The sequence below is a fragment of the Methanolobus sp. WCC4 genome (assembly GCF_038022665.1).
Taxonomy (GTDB): Archaea; Halobacteriota; Methanosarcinia; order Methanosarcinales; family Methanosarcinaceae; genus Methanolobus.
Genome location: NZ_CP150629.1, coordinates 175073 through 198651, shown reverse-complemented (window position 1 = coordinate 198651; position 23579 = coordinate 175073). Strand labels below are relative to the sequence as shown.

General features: G+C 45.8%; 21 protein-coding genes. 11 read left to right on the top strand and 10 right to left on the bottom strand.

Features of this window, described 5'->3' with window-relative positions; translation table 11 throughout:
- Nucleotides 1-46: 46 nt before the first annotated feature.
- A complete protein-coding gene (locus tag V7O63_RS00980) occupies nt 47-907 on the bottom strand; it encodes a PrsW family intramembrane metalloprotease (protein WP_340819326.1) in 861 nt (286 codons plus the stop codon).
- Between the two features lie 193 nt (nt 908-1100).
- On the opposite strand from V7O63_RS00980, the gene V7O63_RS00975 reads away from it, so the two are divergent.
- Entirely contained in the window at nt 1101-1556 is a 456-nt protein-coding gene (locus V7O63_RS00975; RefSeq protein WP_340819324.1) for a DUF5788 family protein, read from the top strand.
- 61 nt (nt 1557-1617) lie between these two features.
- Here V7O63_RS00975 and V7O63_RS00970 read toward each other — a convergent pair whose 3' ends face one another.
- The 3 genes from V7O63_RS00970 to V7O63_RS00960 form a co-directional block, all read right to left on the bottom strand.
- Nucleotides 1618-2481 carry a hypothetical protein gene (locus V7O63_RS00970; RefSeq protein WP_340819322.1) on the bottom strand — a complete coding sequence of 288 codons (864 nt, stop codon included), beginning with the start codon at nt 2479-2481 and terminating at the stop codon, nt 1618-1620.
- A gap of 382 nt (nt 2482-2863) precedes the next feature.
- Complete coding sequence (locus V7O63_RS00965; protein ID WP_340819320.1) at nt 2864-5371, bottom strand: tetratricopeptide repeat protein; 2508 nt, start codon at nt 5369-5371, stop codon at nt 2864-2866.
- A gap of 68 nt (nt 5372-5439) precedes the next feature.
- Nucleotides 5440-6039, bottom strand: coding sequence for a YigZ family protein (locus V7O63_RS00960; protein WP_340819319.1), 600 nt, complete (start codon nt 6037-6039; stop codon nt 5440-5442).
- 154 nt (nt 6040-6193) lie between these two features.
- On the opposite strand from V7O63_RS00960, the gene V7O63_RS00955 reads away from it, so the two are divergent.
- The 6 genes from V7O63_RS00955 (at nt 6194) to comE (ending at nt 13504) form a co-directional block, all read left to right on the top strand.
- Nucleotides 6194-9370: a tetratricopeptide repeat protein gene (locus V7O63_RS00955; protein ID WP_340819318.1), complete on the top strand. Its 3177-nt coding sequence runs from the start codon at nt 6194-6196 to the stop codon at nt 9368-9370.
- Nucleotides 9371-9434: 64 nt separating this feature from the next.
- Nucleotides 9435-10121 (top strand): HAD family phosphatase, encoded by a 687-nt coding sequence (locus tag V7O63_RS00950; protein WP_340819317.1) that lies wholly within the window; start codon nt 9435-9437, stop codon nt 10119-10121.
- 174 nt (nt 10122-10295) lie between these two features.
- A complete protein-coding gene (locus V7O63_RS00945) occupies nt 10296-11018 on the top strand; it encodes a hypothetical protein (RefSeq protein ID WP_340819315.1) in 723 nt (240 codons plus the stop codon).
- Between the two features lie 145 nt (nt 11019-11163).
- Entirely contained in the window at nt 11164-12414 is a 1251-nt protein-coding gene (locus tag V7O63_RS00940; protein WP_340819314.1) for a cysteate synthase, read from the top strand.
- Nucleotides 12415-12416: 2 nt separating this feature from the next.
- On the top strand, nt 12417-12941 hold the full coding sequence (gene comD, locus V7O63_RS00935; RefSeq protein WP_340819312.1) for a sulfopyruvate decarboxylase subunit alpha: 525 nt from the start codon (nt 12417-12419) through the stop codon (nt 12939-12941).
- Nucleotides 12941-13504 (top strand): sulfopyruvate decarboxylase subunit beta, encoded by a 564-nt coding sequence (gene comE, locus V7O63_RS00930; RefSeq protein WP_340819310.1) that lies wholly within the window; start codon nt 12941-12943, stop codon nt 13502-13504. The genes comD and comE overlap by 1 nt, the downstream gene beginning before the upstream one ends.
- On the opposite strand, the gene V7O63_RS00925 is transcribed toward comE, so the two are convergent.
- The 6 genes from V7O63_RS00925 to mdh form a co-directional block, all read right to left on the bottom strand.
- Entirely contained in the window at nt 13473-14756 is a 1284-nt protein-coding gene (locus V7O63_RS00925) for a methanogenesis marker 16 metalloprotein (RefSeq protein WP_340819308.1), read from the bottom strand. The genes comE and V7O63_RS00925 overlap by 32 nt on opposite strands.
- 103 nt (nt 14757-14859) lie before the next feature.
- On the bottom strand, nt 14860-15912 hold the full coding sequence (locus V7O63_RS00920) for a hypothetical protein (RefSeq protein ID WP_340819306.1): 1053 nt from the start codon (nt 15910-15912) through the stop codon (nt 14860-14862).
- 193 nt (nt 15913-16105) lie between these two features.
- Entirely contained in the window at nt 16106-17056 is a 951-nt protein-coding gene (locus tag V7O63_RS00915) for a tyrosine--tRNA ligase (protein ID WP_340819304.1), read from the bottom strand.
- A 71-nt stretch (nt 17057-17127) separates the two neighbouring features.
- Nucleotides 17128-17856: a tRNA(His) guanylyltransferase Thg1 family protein gene (locus tag V7O63_RS00910; RefSeq protein WP_340819302.1), complete on the bottom strand. Its 729-nt coding sequence runs from the start codon at nt 17854-17856 to the stop codon at nt 17128-17130.
- A 3-nt stretch (nt 17857-17859) separates the two neighbouring features.
- Nucleotides 17860-18129: a PRC-barrel domain-containing protein gene (locus V7O63_RS00905; RefSeq protein WP_340819300.1), complete on the bottom strand. Its 270-nt coding sequence runs from the start codon at nt 18127-18129 to the stop codon at nt 17860-17862.
- Between the two features lie 87 nt (nt 18130-18216).
- Nucleotides 18217-19140 (bottom strand): malate dehydrogenase, encoded by a 924-nt coding sequence (gene mdh, locus V7O63_RS00900; RefSeq protein WP_340819299.1) that lies wholly within the window; start codon nt 19138-19140, stop codon nt 18217-18219.
- Nucleotides 19141-19343: 203 nt separating this feature from the next.
- On the opposite strand from mdh, the gene V7O63_RS00895 reads away from it, so the two are divergent.
- The 4 genes from V7O63_RS00895 to V7O63_RS00880 all read left to right on the top strand — a co-directional run bounded on the left by V7O63_RS00895 (nt 19344) and on the right by V7O63_RS00880 (nt 23576).
- Complete coding sequence (locus V7O63_RS00895) at nt 19344-20099, top strand: ribonuclease H-like domain-containing protein (RefSeq protein WP_340819297.1); 756 nt, start codon at nt 19344-19346, stop codon at nt 20097-20099.
- 1 nt (nt 20100) lies between these two features.
- Nucleotides 20101-21903 carry an excinuclease ABC subunit UvrC gene (gene uvrC, locus V7O63_RS00890; RefSeq protein ID WP_340819295.1) on the top strand — a complete coding sequence of 601 codons (1803 nt, stop codon included), beginning with the start codon at nt 20101-20103 and terminating at the stop codon, nt 21901-21903.
- A 103-nt stretch (nt 21904-22006) separates the two neighbouring features.
- The gene (locus V7O63_RS00885; protein WP_340819293.1) at nt 22007-22738 is read left to right on the top strand and encodes a glucose-6-phosphate isomerase family protein; all 732 of its coding nucleotides are present in this window, start codon (nt 22007-22009) and stop codon (nt 22736-22738) included.
- A gap of 82 nt (nt 22739-22820) precedes the next feature.
- Entirely contained in the window at nt 22821-23576 is a 756-nt protein-coding gene (locus V7O63_RS00880; protein WP_340819291.1) for a DUF128 domain-containing protein, read from the top strand.
- The last annotated feature ends 3 nt before the right edge of the window (nt 23577-23579 follow it).

Here is a 23579-nt window from a genome sequence, read left to right as displayed (position 1 = left end):
TATAAAATGGTTATTTTCTGGTAAAGGTATCATTCACTCGATTGCATCATTTCCAGCAATCTGCCTGAGGTATACCTTTCTCCAGCCTCTCTATCTGGAGGCTCTTTGCTTCTTCATATCGTCTCCAGAGCAGGAAGAAGCCTGCTGCTGCCACCAGCATCTGTCCGGTGACCACATTGACCGTTGAAATTGAGAATATGGATAGTACTTCAGGCATTCCGTTCCAGAGGCCATGAAGTATCGCCACGGTAAGGTATGCCCCGATCACCTTGTAATTGGTGTGGAATATCCGCGGACCGCTCTCCCTGAACATCACACTTACAAGGATGGCTGTCCATGTTCCATGTCCTATCGGTGCAATAACACCTCTGAAAAGGGTGATCAGCACTGTCTGTGTCAGGCTCCCGCCGCTTGCCAGGAAGGCTGTGAAGGCGTATCCAGTACTTTCCAGTGCAGCAAAACCCATTCCTGATGCAGCTCCGAGGATGAGCCCATCCATCTCTGAATCATGGAAGCAGCGTTTGGCGATCACAAGAACTCCCAGTATCTTGGCAAATTCCTCTATCAGCCCGACCTCAAAAGAGAAGAACAGTTTATGTTGTGACAGGAATATCGGCTCAAGTGTCGCTGCGGCCAGTACACCCAGAAGTCCTCCGTAGAAGAATGCCCATGCGGTTGTAGGCATATCAAGCTTGCTAAGGTGTCGCCTCTGGTAGAAGAAGGCCACATAGGTTATAGGAACAAGGAAATTCCCGAGCATGACCACAGTGGGAAATATATTGGTATTTCGTGTTGCAGCGAGAGCGAAGACCCCGAATATGTAAAGGAGCAGTCCTCCTGTGAATACCTTGAGCCAGGAAAGGTCTCCCTTCTGCCTCCTCATATCCTGTATTTCCTGTTCTTCCATGTTACGATCCCGCCTTTTGGTATCGTTCAGACAATTCTGGGAACATATCTGGTTCTTAGTTCCTGAGCGAACTCTCCAATAATATTTGTTTTAACCTTATTAAAAGAAATCCATGCTTTTCACATTCGCCTTTTTAATATAGCTTGCATTCCTATATAGTAACTTAGTCACGATATAGAATGGGGTTTTCAGAATGCCAGATAATACCAAAGAGGAAATGCTTTCTGAGCGGGAACGAAAACAATTGCTTGCAGCCCTTCATGCACGTCTTTTCTGGGTTGGTGAGGAAGTTCCTTATTTTGTGGAGATCGAAGGGAAGAAATGCAGGTTACATGATCTTGTCTGGGAGCTGATCAACAAGGATGAGCTGTCTGATGAGGATATCAGGCATATTGACATGTATCTCTCTCATCTCAGGGACAAAGAAAGAGAGGATGAGCTCATGTTAAAGACCGGGGAGCTCACCCGTAAGGAGGCAAAGTCCCTCTTCAATGAAACAGCAGGTTTGCTGAGGGCAATAATGGACCTCAGGGAGATAGAGGATGGGACTGCAAAGGAGATGGAAAAGGATTTTAAGGAACATTTTTCTCAGGAGCGCGTAGCTGAAGCACGCAGATGGCTTCAGTTCCTGGAAGATAGTGGAACGTAAAATAGGAATATCCTTGTTTGTTTTGATTAGGTGGAGGTAAATGGTATGGTTCCTAGCTCTGTTATCCCTTCTTAATACTTGTGTGCAGTAGGATACCGGATACTATGCGATATGCTCCTGTTCCTGCAAATATGCAAAAGATAAATGGTACCAGCGCAAGACTTGCTTCAGCAGGCATGGTAAGAACTCCCAGAAAGACGAGTATGCCCATTACCTTTCCCATTTTGATCCTTGCGGGGTCAAGAGGTTCATTTGTCCTGTCCCCGACACTTTCTAATTTACCAGGCCATATGATGGCAGGCAGGAATAGTATGATGCCGGATAGAACAAAAAACATACTTTCCAACGTCTGATCAAATATAGTTCCTCCCTGCCTGAAGCAAATACCTGCTGAAACAATCAACATCAGAGCACCAATGGGAAAATGATATTTTGCAGGATCATTCAGCTGGCTGTCAGATATAAATGTCATAGCTGTCAGAATGCCATATATTCCGGAAACGTAGTATGCCAGTATTGTCCCGATGGTGGCCACTAAAAAAGAATCCATAATTCCGGCAGGCATGCCACTTGAATGGTTTGTCATCCTCAGGATAAGGAGAAACCAGGCAAAGGGGAGGATGGATGGTATCTCAAAGAACACCATGAATACAAGTGCCAGAGATACAGTTACAAAAGCTCCCCATTCTTTGTCGGGATCAAGCTCCCGTGAGATGGCCCATAGAAGAAATACGAGCAAACCTGCTCTGAATCCTGTTATCAGGTTTGTGTAGTTCGTCTCTTCATGGGCGGAATTGAAAAGCGTGACAATGGTAAGAATGGTGTGAATGATAAAAGTGAGAACTGTAATGATAATAATCAGTTTGTTTGTAAAATAACCGGGATTCAGGGGACGACCTATAGTAGTTATTTTGTGGGAATCCATCTTTCTAAAGGCTGATACTATCTGATTTTAATGTTTCCTGTGATCATCTGTGAGCAAGTCATTATCTCATAATGATGATAATGAGTATATATTATTGTATAGATATATTTAAATAGTATGGCCTGATAGTTGGTTATGTGTCACATACCAAGATGGATGTGACAGATGTCCCAAAATGGTACGATATGGACATTATACCCGTCAAAAACGGAATTGGTTTGCACTGGAATGCGGACTGGGTACTTTCCCCTCAGTATCTCGTCAAAATGTTTGCACACACTGTCCGCATTCTATCCAGCAACCCGGAAATGGAGTATGAGCAAAAATGGGTAGCATTCCTTTTAGCAGGAATGCGGGTTATTGTCGTTCTTTGTTATTTTGCCTATTCAATGCCTTCTTCTATCTTTCTGGCATTTTCATACATCCAGAGGGCATCTTCTTTCCTTCCCATGAGTTCAAGCACATAGCCAAGGTTCTCAAGGGTTATTGTGACATTTGAACGATATGAGGGATTCTCAGGTTCGTTTTCCATGATCCGGCCATAGGCTTTAAGGGCATTCTCATAACACCATTTTGCTTCGTTATGCATCTCAATTGTCAGGTAGAGAGCACCCATGCCGTCCAATACACTGGCATGATCGAGCTGATAGCCGATACTTGAAGGGTCCGCATCTATCAGCGAGCTATATACACCAAGTGCCTTCTCGTATCTCGACTGTGCTTCTTCCCTGTCTCCTACACTTACTGCAAGTTCAGCTATCCTTGTGTTGATCGACGCTATTCTCTCAAGAGGGAAGAAACTCTCAGGTTCAAGTTCTGAGAGGTGGGTGTATGCATCAATGGCATAGTCATACATGTAGCCTGCTTCTTCTGCTTCCTGTCTTTCAGAAAGAAGGAAGGCTATATTCTCTATGACCGCCGCCCTGTTCCCTTCAATGTTAGCATCATTGCCATCCCCTTCCAGGAACTTGTTATATTTTGAAAGCAGGAATTCCAGTGTTTCCTGTTTCTCTGTCTCCTGCATTCCTCCTGCTGACATCCTTATCTTCTCAAGGAGTTTCAGTATCTTTCCATGGTACCTGTTCGTTTGGTCAGTATCCTGAAGTTGTTCGTATGCCAGAAGCGCCTCTCTGTTCATTCCCATTGCAACCATGAGGTCTGCTATCTTTTCCTGTAACTCACTTATCTTTTCGGCATTCCTACCTTCAGGGTCAGGTATCATCCCGAGCAGTTCCGTCCTGATATCCAGGATGGAGTCATACACCGTTTTCAGGATCTCTACATTTCCAGTGACCTCTGCCTTCTTTTCCTTCCCGGAAAGTATCTCTTCTATCCTGTCAGCATATTCCCTGTCAACATTGCCTGCCCTGACAAGTTCCATATATCCATCCAGCGCCTCATCATATTGCCCGAGGGAGAACTGCATCTGTGCAATACTGGCCTGAACAGCATTCATCTTTGAACTGTCCCCTGTTGCATGGCTGACCGTCTGATAGGTATTGAATGCCTTTTTGAAATTATCAAGTGCTTCGGAATGACTTCCTTTTTCAGCGAGTAACATGCCATTGCTGTTGTAGATATCTGCACATATGAGACCGAGTTCAATATTCTCCTGAGCAGGTGCTTCTATCTTCTCCAGTAATTCACTGTAGAGTCCGGGTCTTGCATCCCCGGCGGCAAGTTCGATAAGTGATATCATGTCCTGTACGATGATGATCATGTCCTGCAGGGAGTAATTATCCTCATTTCCGTTCCTGATCACATCAACGGCAATGTCAACAGCCTCCCCTATCCTCCGGGTCGCTTCCTCTATCCTGCCTGCATCCTTCAACAGATTGCTGATGATATCAAGGGCGAAGGCCACGTTAAGCTGGTATGCTGTGTTCTCAGGCATGGAAGCCAGCAGTTTTCTGGAGATATTCAGCATAAGCTCATACTTCTCCAGCTGTTTTTCAGGGCTTTTCTCGTTCTCCAGAAGTCTGTTCATATCCCTTAGGATCTCAACGAGGACCTTGCGGTTCTCAGGCTCTTCCGGCATTGCATCGAACTGTTCCAATACTGTGTCCAGTGCTTCTTCCAGTTTAATGAATGCTTCATCGGTCTTTCCTTCCTTCTCAAGGATGCGGGCAATGTTCTGCAAAGCTGTGGACATTTTAGATGACCCCTTTTCGTCAGTATTTATCTCTGCATACTGTTCCAGTAATCTGGCATATCTTTCTTCATCCACACCTGTTGCATTTTCCAGCGGGATGTTCATCAGGTTCTCCAGTATGGTAACTCTTTTATGCTGATATTCATCATCTACCTTATTATCAGATGTCCTTTCATGAAGATCGAAGGCCTCTTCAAAAGCATCCAGTGCCTCTCCATTCCTTCCCATATCAGCAAGCAAGGCTCCCATATTGTTCAATGTGGATACAGCATTTGACAGGTATGATGCATTGTCAGGTTCTTCCCCGATGAGTTTCCTGTAGTCCTGTGAGGAAACATCATATTTCTTCCTTGCTTCTTCCTTGTTCCCTGCATTTTCCAGAGCAAGTGCCATATTGCTATACATATTTGCACGTTGTTCCAGGGACAGATGTTCCGGTTCTTTCTCAAGGATGTCAGATACAGAAATGTATCTTTCAAGTGCTTCATCTTTTCTTTCATGGGCGAACAAAAGGTCTGCATATGTCTGGAGCACCGCAACAAGTATTTGAGGTGAATCTGCTTCCTTAGCCTGTTCTTCTGCCTGTTCCAGGATGTCAAGTGCATCCTCATGCAGTCCTTTCTCAATAAGGCTTACTCCTTTGTTGAAGTGCCTGAATGCCATATCTCTTGCTCTTTTGGACATATTGCTCTCGGTTTTTTGATGATGGTAATTGACAACAGGATCCCGTTTATTCATCGAATTGTTTTTTCACAGGAAAATAATATTGGATGATAGTGTTGATCCCGTTTTTAGGTGAAAGTATCCTATTTAACAGTAACCCTGTTCCTGGTCACGTTAATAACTTTTTCTATAAAGTTCTCTGCATGTTCGGAATCCACTTCCACTGCAAAATTCACGATGTCAGCATAATCGGTCTTCAGGATATTTCCAGAATACTCTTCCACCAGTTTGATCACAGTATCCATGTCAGAGTAATCCGAGCTTATCTCAATGCGCGTCCTCTCGTGGATCTCTATGATGCCTGCAGCTTCGATAGCTTCCACAGCAGCCTCTCTGTATGCTCTGGAAAGTCCTCCGAAACCAAGCCTGATCCCACCGAAATACCTGCTCACCACCACAACCACATTGCTGAGCTCTTTCATCTCAAGTACCCTGAATACGGGCTTTCCTGAACTTCCGGCAGGCTCTCCGTCATCATCATACTTCATTGCAAGTACATTATTCTGATTAATCAGATACGCAGAAACATTGTGGTTTGCATCATTGTGCTTGCTCTTCACAAGATCGATGAACTCCTTTGCTTCCCTCTCATCATTTACAGGACTTGCATAAGCGATGAAGGTGGAGTTCTTTATCTCAGTCTGTGCATATCCCTGTTCTTTCAATGTTCTGAAGTCTGGCAAGAGTATTCTCCGTGTTCAGGCCCGCCTGAATCTATAATTATATATTAATATTTATATAAATAGTCATATTGACCGGATATATGTAAATACTAAAAAATGCTATAAAATATAGCTGGAATTATTAGCATCGATCATCTGGTATCAAGGTAATGTCATGATACGTAAAACCCCTGTCCTTTTTGTAGTAGTGCTGTTGATCGGCCTTTACTTTTGTCCTCTGGCTGACAGCATTGGGCCGGAAGCAAAAGGCTTGAACTCGATCGCTGTCTCACTGACAATGAATGGTACATATGAGGAAGCTCTGGACTACTACGACCGGTCGCTGGAAGCAGACTCTGATAATGTACAGTCCCTGGACAACAAGGGTTCGACCTATTTCCTGATGGGGGATCTTGACGCAGCATTGAAGATATATGACAGGGTCCTTTCCAGTTATCCTGATTCTCCGACGGCTCATTTCAAGAAAGGAATGGTCCTTTCCAGCCAGGGTTATCATGAAGAGGCTCTTCTCCAGTACGATGAATCCCTTCAATTACTCTCGAATGAAAGCTCTCCGGATTATGAGTATATATTCGATATAGGCTCTTTCTCCCTTCTCTCCCCGTCAGAGGGCCATGCAATAACGGATGCAGGATACGACATGAGGCTTCCGGCTGTCTGGTATCAGAAAGCTCTCTCACTGGAGGCTCTTGGCAGGTACAACGAATCCCTTGCTTATTACGATATGATGATCAACCTCTCGATGTCCAGTTCAGAGGAACTTTCTATAAGTGCGGCCAGTTTATACGGGATCGGAAAATACAATGATTCTATAGATGCCTACGACCAGGCACTTCAGATAGAGCCCGATAATGCAGAATACTGGTATGGAAAAGGCCTGAGCTATGATGCTCTGGGTGATTATCAGCAAGCTATTATTTCCTATGACAATGCCTTAGACCTGGACCCTGGGTACATTGATGCACGGTACAATAAAGCTCTGGACCTTGAGGCACTGGGTCAGCCTGCTGTTGCTGTTCAGGAGTATGATGCTATCGTGACACTGGACCCGTATGCCGTAGATGCCTGGTACAGGATGGGAAAAGCCTACGAACAGCTTGGGAAATATGACCCGGCTCTGAAAGCCTACAACCAGGTACTTGTTTACCAGCCTGAGAATGGAGAGGTATGGTCCCGCAAAGGTGATCTGCTTGATTCCATGGGCAAATATGCAGAAGCGATAGAGGCTTATGACAGGGCATTGGAGCTTGGTTCTTCAACTGCAGGAGCGAATTCGTTTGGAACAGGTGCCAGTCTCTTTGGCATCGCGGTGGAGCTTTCCGATTGTTACGAGGCCACTCCCGACTTTGGATCGGATTCTGCTTTGCTCTGGTTCAACAAGGGACTTGCTTTCTACAAGATGGGTGACTATGAAAGTGCAACAGGGGCATTTGGTAGTGCAGGGGCAATTGAATCCGGTCACCCGGTGGTATGGTATGACCAGGCCCGTGCTTATGAATCCCTTGGGCAATATGAGGACGCAATTGATTCTTATGAGAAGGCCCTGAAGGCCGACAGGTCATGTGCAAAGGTCTATTATGACCTTGGTCTTGCCTATGACAGACTTGGTGAGTACAATGATGCGCAGAAGGCATATTCAAAGGCAGTCAAACTTGAAGGGAATTTCACAGCTGCCCTGTATAATAAAGCACTTGACCTCGATAATCTTGAAAAGTACGATGATTCTGCAAAGGTCTATGGTGAGGTAATTGAACTTCATCCTGAGTCAGTAGATGCATGGTTTGGAAAAGCCAATGCTCTGCATGAGAGCGGCAGATACGAAGAGGCCATTGCATCTTATGAACAGGTTCTCCTGCTGGACCCCACACATTCGGTTGCCAGATTCCAGTTGACTGTGACACAGGATCTTCTTGATGGGGGTGCTGGTTCATCTTTGCGTGACTTCGGTCCTTCCTTGCTGTTCGGAGTAATGGATGATGATGTTTTCAGTTCAGAACTGTTCATATGGTATGGTTCTGATCCTCTTTCATATGGTACTCTCAATTATGTGGAAGATGCCGAGATACTTGGTGAAGTGGTAACCTATGATCAGGTCTGGATATCCAGGGGTTCATGCTATGAAAGCATGTCAATGCCGGATAATGCTATCGAGTCATACACAATGGCAATACTTCTGGATCCGGAGTCTTCTGAGGCATGGGGTAGTATGGCATCTGCCTATGACCAGCTCGGACAATACTCTGAAGCGGTTTACAGTTATGAGCAAGCCGTTACCCTTGAGCCTGACAACTTGCAGTTATGGTATGACAAAGGAATGTCTCACTATAACAATGGAGATAAAGCGCTGGCAGTTGAGTCTCTGGCCATGGTCCTTGAAAAGGAACCTTCCAATTATGATGCACTCTATTATATAGCATCATCTTACGATGCACTTGGCATGTATGATAGATCTCTCAGGTATTATGGGACCATACTTAAAGATGACACCCAGAACACGAATATCTGGTACAGGGCCGGATATGCTGCATATCAGACCGGTGATTATAAGAGCTCCATAGATGCTTTCAACAATGTGCTGAAATATGACCCTGTGAATGTTACAGTGCTCAAATACCAGAGCAGTTCCGCAGAAGGTCTTGGAGAGTACGATATGGCCCTTGGTTTCTATGACCGGCTGCTTGTACTGGAACCAGCGGATTCCATTGCATTGCTTGGAAAGGCCTCAATATATGAGAGACTCGGGAACTATGATGATGCACTTGCAACCTATGATTCCCTGCTTGAGATCGAACCGGACAATGTCAATGTCCTTAACAGGAAGGGTTTTGTTCACTATCTCAAAGGCGATCTTGCAATAGCATATTCCACATTCGAGGCTGCTGCAGCAGCTGACCCGACGAGTGCTTCTGCATGGTATCATCTGGGAACTCTCTCGTATATGAGAAGCAGTCATCTGGGCTCCATACATTACTATGAGAAGGCGCTGGAGCTCGATCCGTCATGCATCACAGCCTGGTACAACAAGGGTTTCGTGCTCAATATACTGGGTGATGTGGACGAGGCGATCGAGTGCTACGACAAGGCACTGGCAATAGACCCTAACTCTCCATCTGTGCTCTACAACAAACAGTTCGCTCTGTATCGTGTAGGTAAGTCTGTAACAGCTGATGCTACAAAGCAGAAACTTGATTCTGTAGATCCTGGATTCGTATCATCCCTCGATGACAGAGGCACTCAGTTCTTCCTGCCGTCCGTCTATAGTGATACACTGGATTATACTCTGCCTGTCAGGTGGTACGATGATGCTGATGCAACAGTGACAGAAGCCTGAGAATGAATGTCTTTGCCACATGTTGTCACATAAGACTTATCCCGCATTAGAGTAATTACAGGCTATGCTAAGTTCCCTTATTTTTGATATGGATGGTGTTCTTGTTGATTCCATGACATATCATGCACAGGCCTGGATCCAGGTTTCCAGAGAGGTGGGTGTCAATGTCACTCCTGCTGACATCTATGAGGTGGAAGGTGCTAATCATCGTGTGGGTCTTCAGTGGCTCTTTGAGAAAGCAGGAAGGGAGCTCGACCCGGATATGTATGACAGTATACTGGAAAGGAAGATCGAGATATTTACCAGTATAGCCGATGTTAAACCATTCGAAGGAATGGTGGCCTGTCTTTCTGTCCTGAAGAAGGATTTCAGACTGGCTGTTGTCACAGGTTCCGAGAGGGTTACGGTTGAGTCCTTCATGGATCAGTTCTTCCCCGGTATCTTTGATGTGATCGTATCAGGTGAGGATGTGCATTATGGAAAACCATATCCTGAGCCCTATCTCAGGGCTGTTGAGATGCTGGATATAGGAAAGGAGAACTGTATCGTGGTAGAGAATGCTCCAATGGGTGTCGAGTCTGCAAAAAGGGCAGGACTTTACTGTGTTGGCGTACCGACATATGTTTCCCCGGATAAGTTATCCGAGGCTGATATCATACTGGAGGACCATGCATCGTTGCAGGAGTATCTTTACAATATCCTTGATAAAGGACATCTTTGCGATAATTCAGGCTCTTCAGAAATCCTCTAGATAATATGAACCACAGATGAACGCAGATAAACGCAGATAAACGCAGATACAAGTAACCACTATCTGCGTCATCTGTGTTCATCTGCGGTTATGATTCAAAACTCGTTGACAAGTAGGATTTCTACATATCCACAATTCGTAAGATTTTAAAGTAAATTCTTACAATATACTTTCATGGAAGAAAGAACAGAACCCGATATGAAGGATGCTCTTGCAGAGAACCTGCGTAACCTGAAAGAGAGTTTTCGAGAAACCCCGAGTATGGAATATCTTCTCCAGATAGTTGCCACCTATCATGGACGGGAACAGACGGAACGCGGTATCGGCTTTGCAGAAGCTTTCCTTATGCAGATAGAGGATGAGAAAGAAAGGCTGTTGCAGACCTCAATGGTATTTGAGATGGTCGAACTGAACGAGGAAGCGCTCTCCTATCTTTCTGAGGCCGGTGATAAGTTTCCGGAAGATGTTCAGGTGAAGAATCATCATGGAATGCTCCTGAACAAACTCAAAGAGTTCGAGAATGCACTCTCTATCTATGATGGTCTGCTTGAAAGTACTCCCGAGTCCCTCGAATCACTTTCCGGAAAACTGATAGCTTTGACAGGACTGGGAAGACATGGGGATATCCTGAAGCTGTACAAGACCTCCATTGCGATCACACCCTCCTCGGTTCAGGACTGGCATTTCAAGGGTGTTATCGACGGGATCCTCAAGGACTATTTCGAGAATGAGAAAGGTGCTTCAGTCACGGAAGGACAGGTTGATAAGCTGTCAAAGAGCTTCGATTCCATCGAGCACATAATAGATGGGCTCGGACCCGAGGTTCGCAATTTTTACATGATGGGCAATTTCGCGGGAAAGGAAATATATCATGAGATTATAGAAAAAAGTGAATGAGGGACATCCTCACACCCGTTCTCTCATATTTTATCATCAAGGCATATGTCGTTTTGTGCCACATTTTAATTTCATTTATCCCTATGCGGAAAACCGGGGATTTAAAAGGGTAACTTTTATAATTGCTCTTTCCAACAGTTGCACCATGAACAAGTACAATGTGAAATGCCTGCTGTGTGGCGAAGTACAGGAACCTTATTCATTAGCTTGTAGTCAGGGTGACGATTCCCTGCTTCGTACTTATTATTCAGCAGAACAACTGGAACCTACCGATATGCCGGGTATATGGAGATACTATAACTGGCTTCCTGTTGAAGGTATCATCGAGGAAGGTTCCGGGAGGACCATTACTTACAAAAGTGAGAAACTTGCTTCAGCCCTTGGTCTTGATGACCTGTGGATCGCTTTTAACGGTTACTGGCCTGAAAAGGATGCATATCTTATGACATGCACCTTCAAGGACCTCGAGTCTTTTCCCACCATGCAGAGGCTCATGGAACAGGATGAGAAACGAATTATGGTTGTCGCATCCGCAGGAAACACTGCCAGGGCATTCACCCATGCATGCAGCATAACAGGACAGCCTCTTCTTCTTGTAGTACCCGAGGGAAGTGCCCACAAGATATGGTCGATCCATGAAGATGATCGCTCAGTATTCCTTGTAACGGTAAAAGGCGACTATTTCGATGCCATCTCCCTTGCAGGCAAAGTTGCAGCAAGGGATGGATTTGTTAACGAAGGCGGTGCAAAGAATGTGGCCCGGCGCGATGGCATGGGTACTGTTATGCTCGATGCGGTCTTGACTGCAGGAGGACTGCCTGATCACTACTTCCAGGCCGTTGGAAGTGGTACTGGCGGTATCGCAGCATGGGAAGCATCCATGAGACTTGCAGATGATGGGCGTTTCGGAGAACATCTGCCAAAACTCCATCTCGGGCAAAGTCTCCCGTGTGCTCCGTTATATTCCCTCTGGAAAGGTACAGATGAGGTTGATGCTGCATGTCCTGAAGGCATCTATGATAATGTTCTCTTTAACAGGAAACCTCCATTTGCAGTGAAAGGTGGTGTGAAGGATGCCCTTGAGGCAACAGGCGGGGATGTCTATGCTGTAAGCAGACAGGAAGCAGCCGATGCACAGCAACTCTTTGAAGATTCAGAAGGCATAGACCTTATTCCTGCGGCAGCAGTAGCTGTTGCAGGTCTTATACAGGCTGTGAAGGCCGGTAATGTGAAGCCTGACGAAAGGATAGTCCTGAACATAACAGGCGGTGGTCAAAAACGACTGGCTGAGGATTATGAGTTGAGACAATTGCCGGTATTCCTCTCAGTATCTGCAGATGACGAGGATGCAGAGGATAAGGTAATAGCAGCGATAATGGAAAAGATAAGTGCGTGAACATGTGTCCTTCACTATCAGGTGACCCGACACCATCGGAATCCATATTCAAAGGCATGAATGATGCCGGGATCGACTTTGTTGTCAGTGTACCCTGTGCAAATCTAAAGGAACTCATCCCGATGGTGGATGAAGCTCCTGATATAATTCACCTGCCAGTGACCCGCGAGGAAGAAGGTGTGGGAATATGTGCTGGTGCCTACATGGGTGGCAAAAGACCTGCCATGCTCATGCAGAACTCCGGTCTTGGGAATTCAATTAATGCCCTTGCATCGCTCAATATGCTCTATGACATCCCTCTTCTTATGATAATGAGTCACAGGGGCGTGGAAGGTGAACCAATTGTAGCCCAGGTCCCAATGGGAGAGCTTACGACAAAGCTGCTTGACACCATGGATATTCCATATTTCATACCGGAAAAGGATATCGACCCGGCAGAACTTATCGGAAAGGCATGGTCTGAGGCATCTGCAAAGAAAAGACCGGTTGCTGTACTGTTGCCGATACCATTCTGGAGGAAGCAGTGATGAAACGTATTGATGCCATCGATGAGATAGCTTCTCATTCAAAGGGAACGGATTCACTGCTCGTGGTCAACATCGGCATTCCATGCAAGGAAATGCACCATGTGTGCGATATGCCGAACAACTTCTACATGCTTGGTTCCATGGGCCTTGCCTCCTCTATCGGCCTTGGTCTTGCACTTTCAAGACCTGACAAGAAGGTCATTGCAATAGATGGTGATGGTTCCGTTCTCATGAATATGGGAACCCTTGCAACCATAGCTTCAAGACAGCCTGAGAACTACCTGCTGGTGATCATTGATAATCGCGCATATGGCTCAACAGGCAACCAGCCCACATTAACCTCCGAGTACACTGATCTTGCTGCAGTTGCAAGAGGTGCAGGGAATAAAAATGTCTATGAGGTTGATAATCCTGAGGCTCTCAGGGATTCCCTGAGCTCAGTGGTCAACGGTATCATCGTAGTAAAAGCAGAGCCGGGGAACACCGATGCTCCGGTAATAACGATGTCCCCTGAAGTGATCATTAAGAGGTTTATGGATAGATCCTCTCAACCATCTCGTTGAGCTTGAACTCTCCGTCCTCTATCTTCTTTTTCAGTTTCCCGGCGAGTTCTTCAGATCTCTTGCGGTCTGTCTGTCTCAGGACGATAGGGATGTCATATTTCTTCTCATCCATCTCGAAATGGAGCTTGCCAAGCTCTGCAGTGAACACATTGCCCGGACAGATCGTGGAACAAAGGCCGCAATTGAAGCACAGGTACCTGTCAAGCACCATTCTGTCATTCTTGTAATATATTGCATTCATGGGGCAATCCCTGACAGGTTCACAGGTATCACAATTGATACATGAATCCGGGTTGAAACCCACTACAAGGTCCGTATCCTTCCATGCATCTGCGTAGGTGCTGCTGCTTATCATGGTTCTTTTATCAATGTCATTGACCACCATTGGGATATCGCCGTCGGTCTTCAGGACCGCGTCGAGTATCGACTGGCTGGTGACAGGTATCGCAATTGCCCAGGATGCTATGCATTCCGGACCTGCAGATGTCTTGAACCCTCCCATCAGTGCAGGGTCCATATCATGCATATCAGCAAATCCTGCAAGATTCGGTTTTCCGGGACTGCTGCGTGTTCCGTCACCGATGACAAAACCTTCTGCGCCATTCATGAGCATACGTGTGCCTATACCTATTGTCTCCATGTTCGGGTCGTTCTGGATGGGGTTGATCTCTCCTGAGCCGGAAAGTGTTGCCTCTTCCATATCGGGATCGAAGCTGACCGCATGGAATATGGTGTCCACCGGTTCTGCGGAACAATTGACAAAAGCTGCATAGTTCTTGAACGTGTGGCGGGTAGCATAGAGTTTCGCATAGGGCATATCTTCAAGCCTGACATCACATTTGAAGGATACATTCTCGTCTGTTTCCACAGAGACCTCAATGTTCTTTCCTTCTACCAGTTCCCTGAAAAGGTGTCCTGCTCCGTAGTTATGTTCGTATGTAGAATGCGCTGTTCCGAAAACGATCAGGTCAAGGATTCCCAGTCTCTCGTTAGGGCATGGTCCCACATGTGCAGGGATGCCGTTGAGAAGCACCTTTGAAGCCCGTTTGAAATGAGCAGGCGAGTTCACAGGGAAAGAAAGAATGGCATAGGTCCCACTCATAATGGCTCTTGTTGCGGTTGTGACAACATCGACGTCCATTGCACTTACATCCTCTCCCTTTGCAACAAGCTCGGACACTTCCTGTGCTGTCATGACCACAGCTTCCTTTCTATCCAGTTTTTCCCTTATCTTGCTAACAGAACTTTCCACTTATATCCCTCGTTTAAGATTTTCATTAATAGATGAACGCAAACAGGTGCGTGATAATAAAAGAAAAAAAGTAAGAATAGAACAGGTTCTAATGTTCCTGCTCTCAGTCAACACCAAGTATGCTTGCCAGTTCCAGTCCTTCGCTTCCAAGTTCTGCAAGCTGGTCAAAGGCCTCCTCCTTGGTTATGTATTTCTCAGTACGGGTTCCGTCGGATGCTTCGATCTTGATGGTGATCTCGTTCTTGACATATCCCTTGTCGAGGGATTCCCTTACGATGTCCCCATATTGCTCGGCGATGAGCTTCAGGCAGTCGAACACCTCATTGTTACGTACTGCATCCTTCCCGTCAAGCAGTATATGTGTCAGTGTCTGTGACTTGATGAACATCTCCATGTACTTCCTGACATCTTCAACAAGGGCTGCTATCTTATCAACATCCAGTGACTTGAGCAAAGTCTCATCAGAAGTAATGTCGAAGTCCCCGTGATATATCTGGTATGTATCATTATCGGAAACTATCTTGAATTTCTGCTCACCTTTCTTGTTCTCGAAGCTGACATCGATATGCCTGTCACCATCGAAGTTCATTGAGGTGATGGTATATTCAGATACATATATCATCTTGAGCTTGTTCTCCTTGGAGAAGAGGCTCTTTGTCCATGTTGGGAGTGACAGTTCTCCATAAACCTCTTTGACGGTGAGGACATCGTGCGCATATGTGAGTTCAGATGTGTATTCCATGCCGGAGAATTTTGCTTTGAGTTCTCCTTTCAATGACATATCCTTCATGTTGACGGAATATGCCTTGTTGGCACCATATATTCCTGATTCGAAAAGAGGATTAAGATTGTTCAGCAGGTCCATCTCTATTTTGTAGATACCGCTTTCTGACTGGCGTTTGATCTGCTCGAGCTTCAGATTCAGGTCCTTGATACCACGGGTCGCGGTCTCATTGCAGGCATCTATGACCGCATTGCGACATTCCAGTATCTCCTTGTCCTCTGCTCCTTTTGAACGCTCATCGACATATTGCTGTATATCCTTACTGAAAGCTTCGATCTCCCTCAGTCGAGTCTCAAGGGAAGATATTTCCTCTGTTTCTTCCTCGCTAAGCTCTATAGCGGAATTTTCCAGAGGAAGGACCTTCTTTGTCATTTCTATAAAATTACTCAGGTCCTGAATAAAGTCTCTCTGTAAAGGTAATTCTGTTGAATCCTGAAATGTATATTTCATCCTGGTCCCCATCGCTACTTTTGATTGTAACTTTTAATTGTATATTCTTTCGGACCTAATATATAAATTCCTGCGGTATGGGGTTCAGATGAATCTGATCAGACGCATATTGCACTTATATGACACTTCTTACAACGTCAAGTATCATATTCATGTATTTTGTAGCACCATTCTTCAGGTCCATTGGATGAAGTTCCCCTGATCCGAACACTTCTTCAAGCTCCTCATAGCTCTTGCATATAAGGTTCCCTCCGAACTTATCAGGTCTCTCGAAGACTATCTCTTCGTATCTCGGACAGATGTGGTACTTGAAAAGCTCCATCACAGGGTTGTCATTTATCTCTCCTGCAGGACAGAATGCCTTCTTCATTTTCTTCTTGAGATCTGCCTCGGTGTCATCAACTGAAATGAAATTGTTGTTGGATGATGACATCTTCTCACCATCAAGTCCAAGGAGTATCGGTGTGTGAATGCAGAGCGGTGCCTTGAAGCCGAGTCCTGGAAGACCTTCCCTGCCGAGCATGTGGATCTTCCTCTGGTCGATACCACCGACCGCAACATCAACATCAAGCATTGCGATATCCACTGCCTGCATGATAGGATAGACCATCTGGGATACCGATGGGTCCTCCATCTTCCTTCCAACCTCGTCCATACTCCTTGTAGCCCTGTTCAGGGTCGTGCTACGTGTGAGTTTGAGCACGTTGAGGATGTACTCCTGTCCTAATTGGTAGTCGGAACCGTAAACGAACTTCGTGTTCTCTTCATCAAGTCCCAGGGCGATGAAACATCTCTTATTGTAATCCGCAACCTCGCGCACCTCTTCAAGTGTTCCTTTCTTGTTGAGGTATGCGTGTACGTCTGCAAGAAGCACAATGATCTTGAAACCTGCCTTCTGGAGGTCAAGGAGCTTGTTGACCGTAAGGACGTGTCCCATATGGATCTTACCGCTTGGCTCATAACCTGTGTAGGCTGTAGGATGTTCCTTTGTTTCCAGAAGCTGTTTAAGTTCGTCCTCAGTCACTATTTCCTGTACATTTCTTTTTATAAGCTCAAGTTTATCCATAGCTTCACCTTGTAGATCGTGGATTGTATAAACACATCCCTCTTTAAATGCTTTTTCTTGTGTTCTCTCGTTCACAGGGCAAGCAGGTCATGAAGGAATGTCTCTCCCTCTTCTGAACTGAACAGGGGAATATCGCGGTCCACAAAGACCTTTGTCCTTGTGCTCGTGGTCCTTACATTGAGGTGCGGGTCGAAGCCCTCTATCTCGGTCTCCTTCCTGTGGACCATTATTCCGCGTCTTTGCCATGCAGGCACTTTCGCGATATTTATGCCTCTCTCAAAAAGCAGCTCATGCATGTCAGAGGCTTTCTTATTCTTAAGATACCTGGCAGCCTCTTTCTCATCCATGCCTTCGGACAGGAGGGTGTAATAAGCGTAGGAGTTGATACAATTCCTCCATGCCTCGTCCTGTCTCCATATAAGATATTCACGGACATCCTCATCATGCATCGGTATCACCCTTGAATCAAAGGACACAGGTTCCTCAGGGGCAAGGGCTGCCGTAAAGGCACTGCTGATGTATGAAGGGACTATGGAATCGATTTTCTCTATCCTTCCATCGAAGGCATCATCCCTGAACAGGAAACTGATCTCATCCGAGAAAGTGTAAGCAAGAACAGGGCTCAATCCGCTTTTTCTGAAGAAAAGTTCAATAGAATCGACAATAGCGGATGTGAACCTTTTGTCATAAGGTTTCTCAAAACCCATGCGTGACAGTGCATTCCTGAAGTTCCTGCCATCAATGCGCACGATCACAGGCGGTATGCAACGCAGATCTGAATAGATCTCTCGCCTTTTCATGGCTTATTCTTCTGCTACGACCGTATTTGCCTTTTTGAACTTGTTCACTACGTTCCTTATGAGAACGATATCTCCGGAAGTGATGACCCATCTGTATGGGATGATGATCCCTTTTGATGTAACATCAAAGATGTCCCTGTTAATGTCAGAAACGGCTAATCCTCTGACGATCCTCTCATCCACATCCAGTACAAGATCGGCAACCTTCCCTACGTATGTACCAGTCTCAGTATAAATGTTCAGTCCGAAAAGTGAAGTTATGTCTGCACGCATGATATCCCTTCCTCCTTTTATTTTACTTATATATGAATATTTGTATGTAAGTCTGCTCTTTCAGAAGTAAATGCTCTTTTCATTCCCTCAGGAACGTATCTTTGAGATCCCTTCTTTCACTGCATCAGCTGATCTTCGCAGAGCTTCCATTTCCTGGTCGGTCAGTTCAAGCTCTATGATCTCTTCAACACCGTTCTTTCCCAGTTTCACAGGTACGCCAAGACAGATGTCATGCTGTCCGTATTCACCGTTAAGGAATGCAGATGCGGGAACTATCCTCTTTGTGTCCTTGAGTATTGCCTCTACCATGGCGGCTATGGCGGCAGAAGGTGCGTAGAAGGCACTGCCGTTCTTCATGTGTGCTACGATCTCGGCACCTGCGTTGATGGTCCTGTCGACTATTCTGTCGATCCTTGCCTGGTCCATTAGCTTGCTCAATGGTATTCCTGATACAGTGGAGTACTCAGGTAGCGGGACCATTGAATCCCCGTGTCCTCCAAGCACCATTGCATCAACGTCCTTTACGGAACAGCTCATCTCTTTTGCAATGAATGATGCGAAGCGGCTGGAGTCAAGCAGTCCGCTCATGCCGAACACCTTGTTCCTGTCGAACTGGGTGCACCTGAGGGCTGCATAGGTGATGATGTCAAGCGGGTTCGTCACGGTCATGATGATCGCATCTGGTGCATATTGCTCTATACTGGCACATACCTGCTGTGTGATCTTGATGTTCGTTGCAAGGAGGTCATCCCTGCTCATGCCCGGTTTGCGTGCGATACCTGCGGTGATAACGACAACATCCGAGCCGGCGATATCTGCATAGTCATTCGTCCCTGTAACATCAACATCATATCCCATTAGCGGAGCAGCCTGGAGAATGTCCAGTGCTTTTCCCTGTGGCAGACCTTCAACGATATCCACCATCACGATATCTGCAATATTCAGCTCAGCCAGTCTCTGGACAGTGGTCGCGCCTACATTTCCTGATCCTATCACTGCAACTTTGTTCATCCCGATCACTCTGTTTCATCAATGTGAGAAGTAAAATGCAATTTGTAACTTGAATTCGTAGTTTAGATTCGTCACTAGATTGTCGATGGCTCTGATAGCAGATCCAACATATATATAAATTGACTTTATTTTATTTAGCACTTGCAGGTAGGAAATATAGTTATCAATATCCTCGACCATAATTAGGTCAAAAAGGGAATATCATGCTTACTAGTACATACATTCATATGCCACGGATAGGTGCCGCCGTGGAAAAAAGGATATGGTCCAATGGGATCAGGACATGGGATGAGTTCATGGCCAAAAAGGATGAGCTTCTGATACCGCCATCAAAGAAGGATATGATAATGTCAGGCATCAGGGAATCAGTTGAAAGGCTGGACAACCGTGATTACGGATTCTTTGCCAGATCCCTTCCAAAAGCAGAACACTGGCGTGCCTTCAGGGAGTTCTCAGATAAGGTCGCCTATGTGGATATAGAGACCACGGGTCTCTCTCCGGGAAGCTCCTCCATCACCGTTGTGGGTATCTATGACGGCAAGGAGGCAAAGACCTATGTGAAAGGTATCGATCTGGATGATATAGTCGATATCTTTCCGAAATATAAGTTCCTGGTGACCTTCAACGGTGCAAGGTTCGACCTTCCTTTCATCAAAAGGGAATTCCCGGAGATAGAGTTCAACCAGCTCCATGCGGACCTGATGTATCCTCTTCGTCGCATATCCCTCACAGGCGGGCTCAAGAATATCGAATGCGAACTTGGCATCTCACGAGCTGAGGAAACCGTTGGTATAAGTGGTTTCGATGCCGTCCGTCTATGGCGTCAGTATGAGCGCGGGGACGAGGATGCGCTTGACCTGCTCCTGAAGTATAATCGTGAGGATATAGTTAACCTCAAGACCATAATCGATCTGACACTTTCCCGTTTCATAGATAACAAGTTCTCTGAATGTATCTGATATGAAGTTCGACCTGAAAACACTCCCTGCACTTCCCGGGGTCTATCTCATGAAAGATAGCTCTGGTGATGTGATATACGTAGGCAAGGCAAAGTCCCTTGATAAGAGGGTGCGCCAGTATTTTCAGTCAAAGAAGAACCTCTCCCCCAAGACGGTCACCCTTGTGGGACATATTGATGATATAGAGTACATCGTCACGGATTCCGAGATAGATGCACTTGTGCTCGAGGCAAACCTGATCAAGAAGTATCGTCCTCGTTATAATGTACGCCTGAAGGACGACAAGAGGTATCCTTACGTCAAGGTCACAGTCAATTCTGCATTTCCACGCATTTTTCTTACCCGCAGAAGGCTTATGGACGGCGCCCTGTATTTCGGTCCTTATACTAATGCAAAGGCCATCCGCACGACACTTGATCTTCTTTCAAGGGTCTATATGCTTCGAAGATGCAGGAAAAAGATAGAACCCGGAAAGACGAGACCATGTCTTAATTATCATATCAAACGCTGCATGGCTCCCTGCAGGGAAGGACTTGACAGGGATGAATATCGCAGAAGGGTCATGGAAGCTGTCCGTTTCCTCAAAGGGGATACTTCCGGTATCCTGAAGGAACTGGAAAAGAAGATGCATGCCCTTGCAGAGGAGCAGGAATATGAGGCTGCTGCCGAGGTGAGGGACCAGATCGAGTCTGTGAAATACCTCTCAGAGGAACAGATAGCAAGCTCGGGAACGGATGACCGTGATATCATTGCAGCGGTTGCCGATGAGAAAGCGGTCTATATAGGGATATTCTATGTTCGTCATGGTAGTATGGTGGGAAAGGCCGATTTTACACTTGTAGGGACCGGTGATTCGGAAAGTATCGGGGAATCCCTTGCTCAGTTCGTGAAACAATATTATCAGGATTCTCCCATCCCTCCTGAGATACTTGTCCAGTATGAGCTGCCTGAAAAGGACCTGATCATGAGTTGGCTTTCCAGTCGTTCGGGGCGGGATGTGAAGGTGCACGTTCCACTAAGGGGTGAGAAGAAAAAACTCATAGGGATGGCTGCAAGGAACGCAGAGATGTCCGCAAGGATGGCGAAACTGAAACCTTCAAGCTCAGAGTCTGCAATGGAAGCACTCGAGGACCTTCAAAAGGTACTGTCCCTGGATGCTCCTCCCCTGCATATAGAAGGATTCGATATATCCAACATATCAGGTACCAATGCAGTGGGTTCTATGGTGTATTTTGAGAACGGCAGACCTGCAAATAGTAAATATCGCCAGCATAACATCAAAACTGTTAAAGGTATCGATGATTTTGCCATGATGGCGGAGGTTGTTCATCGTCGTTATTCAGGTTTGCTTAATAACAATGAGCCGATGCCTGACCTTATTCTCATAGATGGTGGTCCGGGGCAGGTGGGTGCTGCGAAGTCCTCACTTGATGCACTGGGTCTTGAAATACCGATGATCGGTCTTGCCAAGAGGTTCGAGCATATCATCACCACTAAAAAGGGTCCAGATGAGGTGGTGATCCTTCCTCATTCCTCGCCTGCATTGAAACTCCTTATGCATATACGTGATGAAGCTCACAGGTTCGCGGTGAGTTCTCACAGGCGCAGGAGGTCTGCAAGTCTTACTCATTCAGAACTTGACCAGATACCCGGTATCGGTCCTGCAAGAAAACGTCTTCTCCTTGAAAGATTCGGGTCGGTGGAAAAGTTAAGGCTGGCATCTGTAGAGGACATATCCGGTCTTGATGGTATAAGCACGGATCTTGCACAGAAAGTGCTCGAACATCTGAAAGAACAGGGATGAGGACTTATGGTGATCTTCTTAAATCATTTGCGGCAAAAATAAATACTGTGCTGCTCATATTACTTTTTATTCTAGATGTTTTGAAATGGTAATGTGTGATCAAATGGGTAATGAACTGGATTTTTATGGGGATATCCGCACTCCTGACATCAGGATGCTTCATGACATGGATGAGGTGTTGCATGATCAGGAATGGCTGCGCTCACAGGGGAATATTGAGCTCTATTACATGTATCGTGATCTCTTCAAGAACGGGGCAGACCATAAGAAGATGGTTGAAAAGGGGTTGAGGTATGATATCACCATCATCCCCCCTGCAATGATCGGTGATGAATATATCAAGACGGCAGGTCATTACCATCCGAATGTTCCGGGGGGTGACATGTCATACCCCGAGGTGTATCAGGTACTTGAAGGTGAAGCCACGTACCTTTTGCAGAATGGTGAATATGGAAATCTATCCGATGTGATAGTGTGTAAGGCAAAGGCAGGTGACATTGCACTTATTCCTCCGGATTATGGTCACGTCACCATCAACGCTTCAGACTCCGTCCTCAAAATGGCAAACTGGGTCTGTAGTAATTTCTCTTCGGAATATGAACCTGTCCGGAAACACGAAGGTGCTGCATATTATCTTCTGGAGGACGGCTTTGTAAAGAACGCTAATTACAGTGAAGTTCCTGAGATAAGGTATGTGGGTCCAATGGACCATCCTGAGGCAGGTCTTTTCTGCGGGAAGGACATGTACGATCTGGTGGATGATCTTGGAAAGCTTGATATGCTTATCAATCCACAGGATCATCTGGAGATATTCGCAAAGATCGTCTCTCCATAAGATTCTGGTCATTTATGCGAAACTATAAATGTCTGGCAGTTACTACTTCCTAGCAGTTACAAAACGGTTCAGAGGTATATCTTTGCAAAGGAATCAACGTATCCAGTTCACATCATCGAAAATAGAGGACCTGATGTTCAGGACGACCTTCGATCCAAAGACGATGGAAGGCGATGTCATCGTAAACCTGTCCCTCATTGATAAGCAGGATTATGATGATGTTCTCAAGATATTCAGCATGGCTATCAATAGTGGACTTGCGGTCAGTCCTCTGCTTAAGATCCTTCATGAAGGTGATTCCATTGGTGACAGGAAGATCGGCGAAGGCGAGGTTGGCTTTGCAACTGTATGCAGTATCACGATAGATGGTCTTCTCCTGAAAGCAGGTGTGATGGTAAAACCAAGATTTGGAGGACTTGTTGAGATACGTGATGGTGAACCTATACGTTTTACAAATGTCCTTACATACCAGAGTACTACCATTGACCCACTTGAAGTATTGATGTCACAGGAAATAACTTCCGTGATGAATATGCTGAAGACAGGTTCCGGTAAGATCCTTGCGAACCTGCGTGAGGCTCCCATGGTTGCAAGGGACGTTATAGACAGCACTCTTTCAGATATGGTCGATGCCGGAATAAATGGGATACTGGAGGTTGGTGATCCCAATACCAGGATACTGGATGTACCTGTGGAACGCGATCACCTTGGCATTGTTGTCATTGGTGGTACGAACCCCATGGCTATCGTTCAGGAACACGGGATTCCAATACGCACCAATGCAATGTCAACACTAATGGATATCAATAAGCTCTATCACATCAACGATATCGTGTGATGT

Bases quoted from the DNA above. Each gene is read 5' to 3' on its own strand.
- V7O63_RS00980 (WP_340819326.1), bottom strand. From the start codon at position 907: ATGGAAGAACAGGAAATACAGGATATGAGGAGGCAGAAGGGAGACCTT.
- V7O63_RS00975 (WP_340819324.1), top strand. From the start codon at position 1,101: ATGCCAGATAATACCAAAGAGGAAATGCTTTCTGAGCGGGAACGAAAA.
- V7O63_RS00970 (WP_340819322.1), bottom strand. From the start codon at position 2,481: ATGGATTCCCACAAAATAACTACTATAGGTCGTCCCCTGAATCCCGGT.
- V7O63_RS00965 (WP_340819320.1), bottom strand. From the start codon at position 5,371: ATGAATAAACGGGATCCTGTTGTCAATTACCATCATCAAAAAACCGAG.
- V7O63_RS00955 (WP_340819318.1), top strand. From the start codon at position 6,194: ATGATACGTAAAACCCCTGTCCTTTTTGTAGTAGTGCTGTTGATCGGC.
- V7O63_RS00950 (WP_340819317.1), top strand. From the start codon at position 9,435: ATGCTAAGTTCCCTTATTTTTGATATGGATGGTGTTCTTGTTGATTCC.
- V7O63_RS00945 (WP_340819315.1), top strand. From the start codon at position 10,296: ATGGAAGAAAGAACAGAACCCGATATGAAGGATGCTCTTGCAGAGAAC.
- V7O63_RS00940 (WP_340819314.1), top strand. From the start codon at position 11,164: ATGAACAAGTACAATGTGAAATGCCTGCTGTGTGGCGAAGTACAGGAA.
- comD (WP_340819312.1), top strand. From the start codon at position 12,417: ATGTGTCCTTCACTATCAGGTGACCCGACACCATCGGAATCCATATTC.
- comE (WP_340819310.1), top strand. From the start codon at position 12,941: ATGAAACGTATTGATGCCATCGATGAGATAGCTTCTCATTCAAAGGGA.
- V7O63_RS00920 (WP_340819306.1), bottom strand. From the start codon at position 15,912: ATGACAAAGAAGGTCCTTCCTCTGGAAAATTCCGCTATAGAGCTTAGC.
- V7O63_RS00915 (WP_340819304.1), bottom strand. From the start codon at position 17,056: ATGGATAAACTTGAGCTTATAAAAAGAAATGTACAGGAAATAGTGACT.
- V7O63_RS00910 (WP_340819302.1), bottom strand. From the start codon at position 17,856: ATGAAAAGGCGAGAGATCTATTCAGATCTGCGTTGCATACCGCCTGTG.
- V7O63_RS00905 (WP_340819300.1), bottom strand. From the start codon at position 18,129: ATGCGTGCAGACATAACTTCACTTTTCGGACTGAACATTTATACTGAG.
- mdh (WP_340819299.1), bottom strand. From the start codon at position 19,140: ATGAACAAAGTTGCAGTGATAGGATCAGGAAATGTAGGCGCGACCACT.
- V7O63_RS00895 (WP_340819297.1), top strand. From the start codon at position 19,344: ATGCTTACTAGTACATACATTCATATGCCACGGATAGGTGCCGCCGTG.
- uvrC (WP_340819295.1), top strand. From the start codon at position 20,101: ATGAAGTTCGACCTGAAAACACTCCCTGCACTTCCCGGGGTCTATCTC.
- V7O63_RS00885 (WP_340819293.1), top strand. From the start codon at position 22,007: ATGGGTAATGAACTGGATTTTTATGGGGATATCCGCACTCCTGACATC.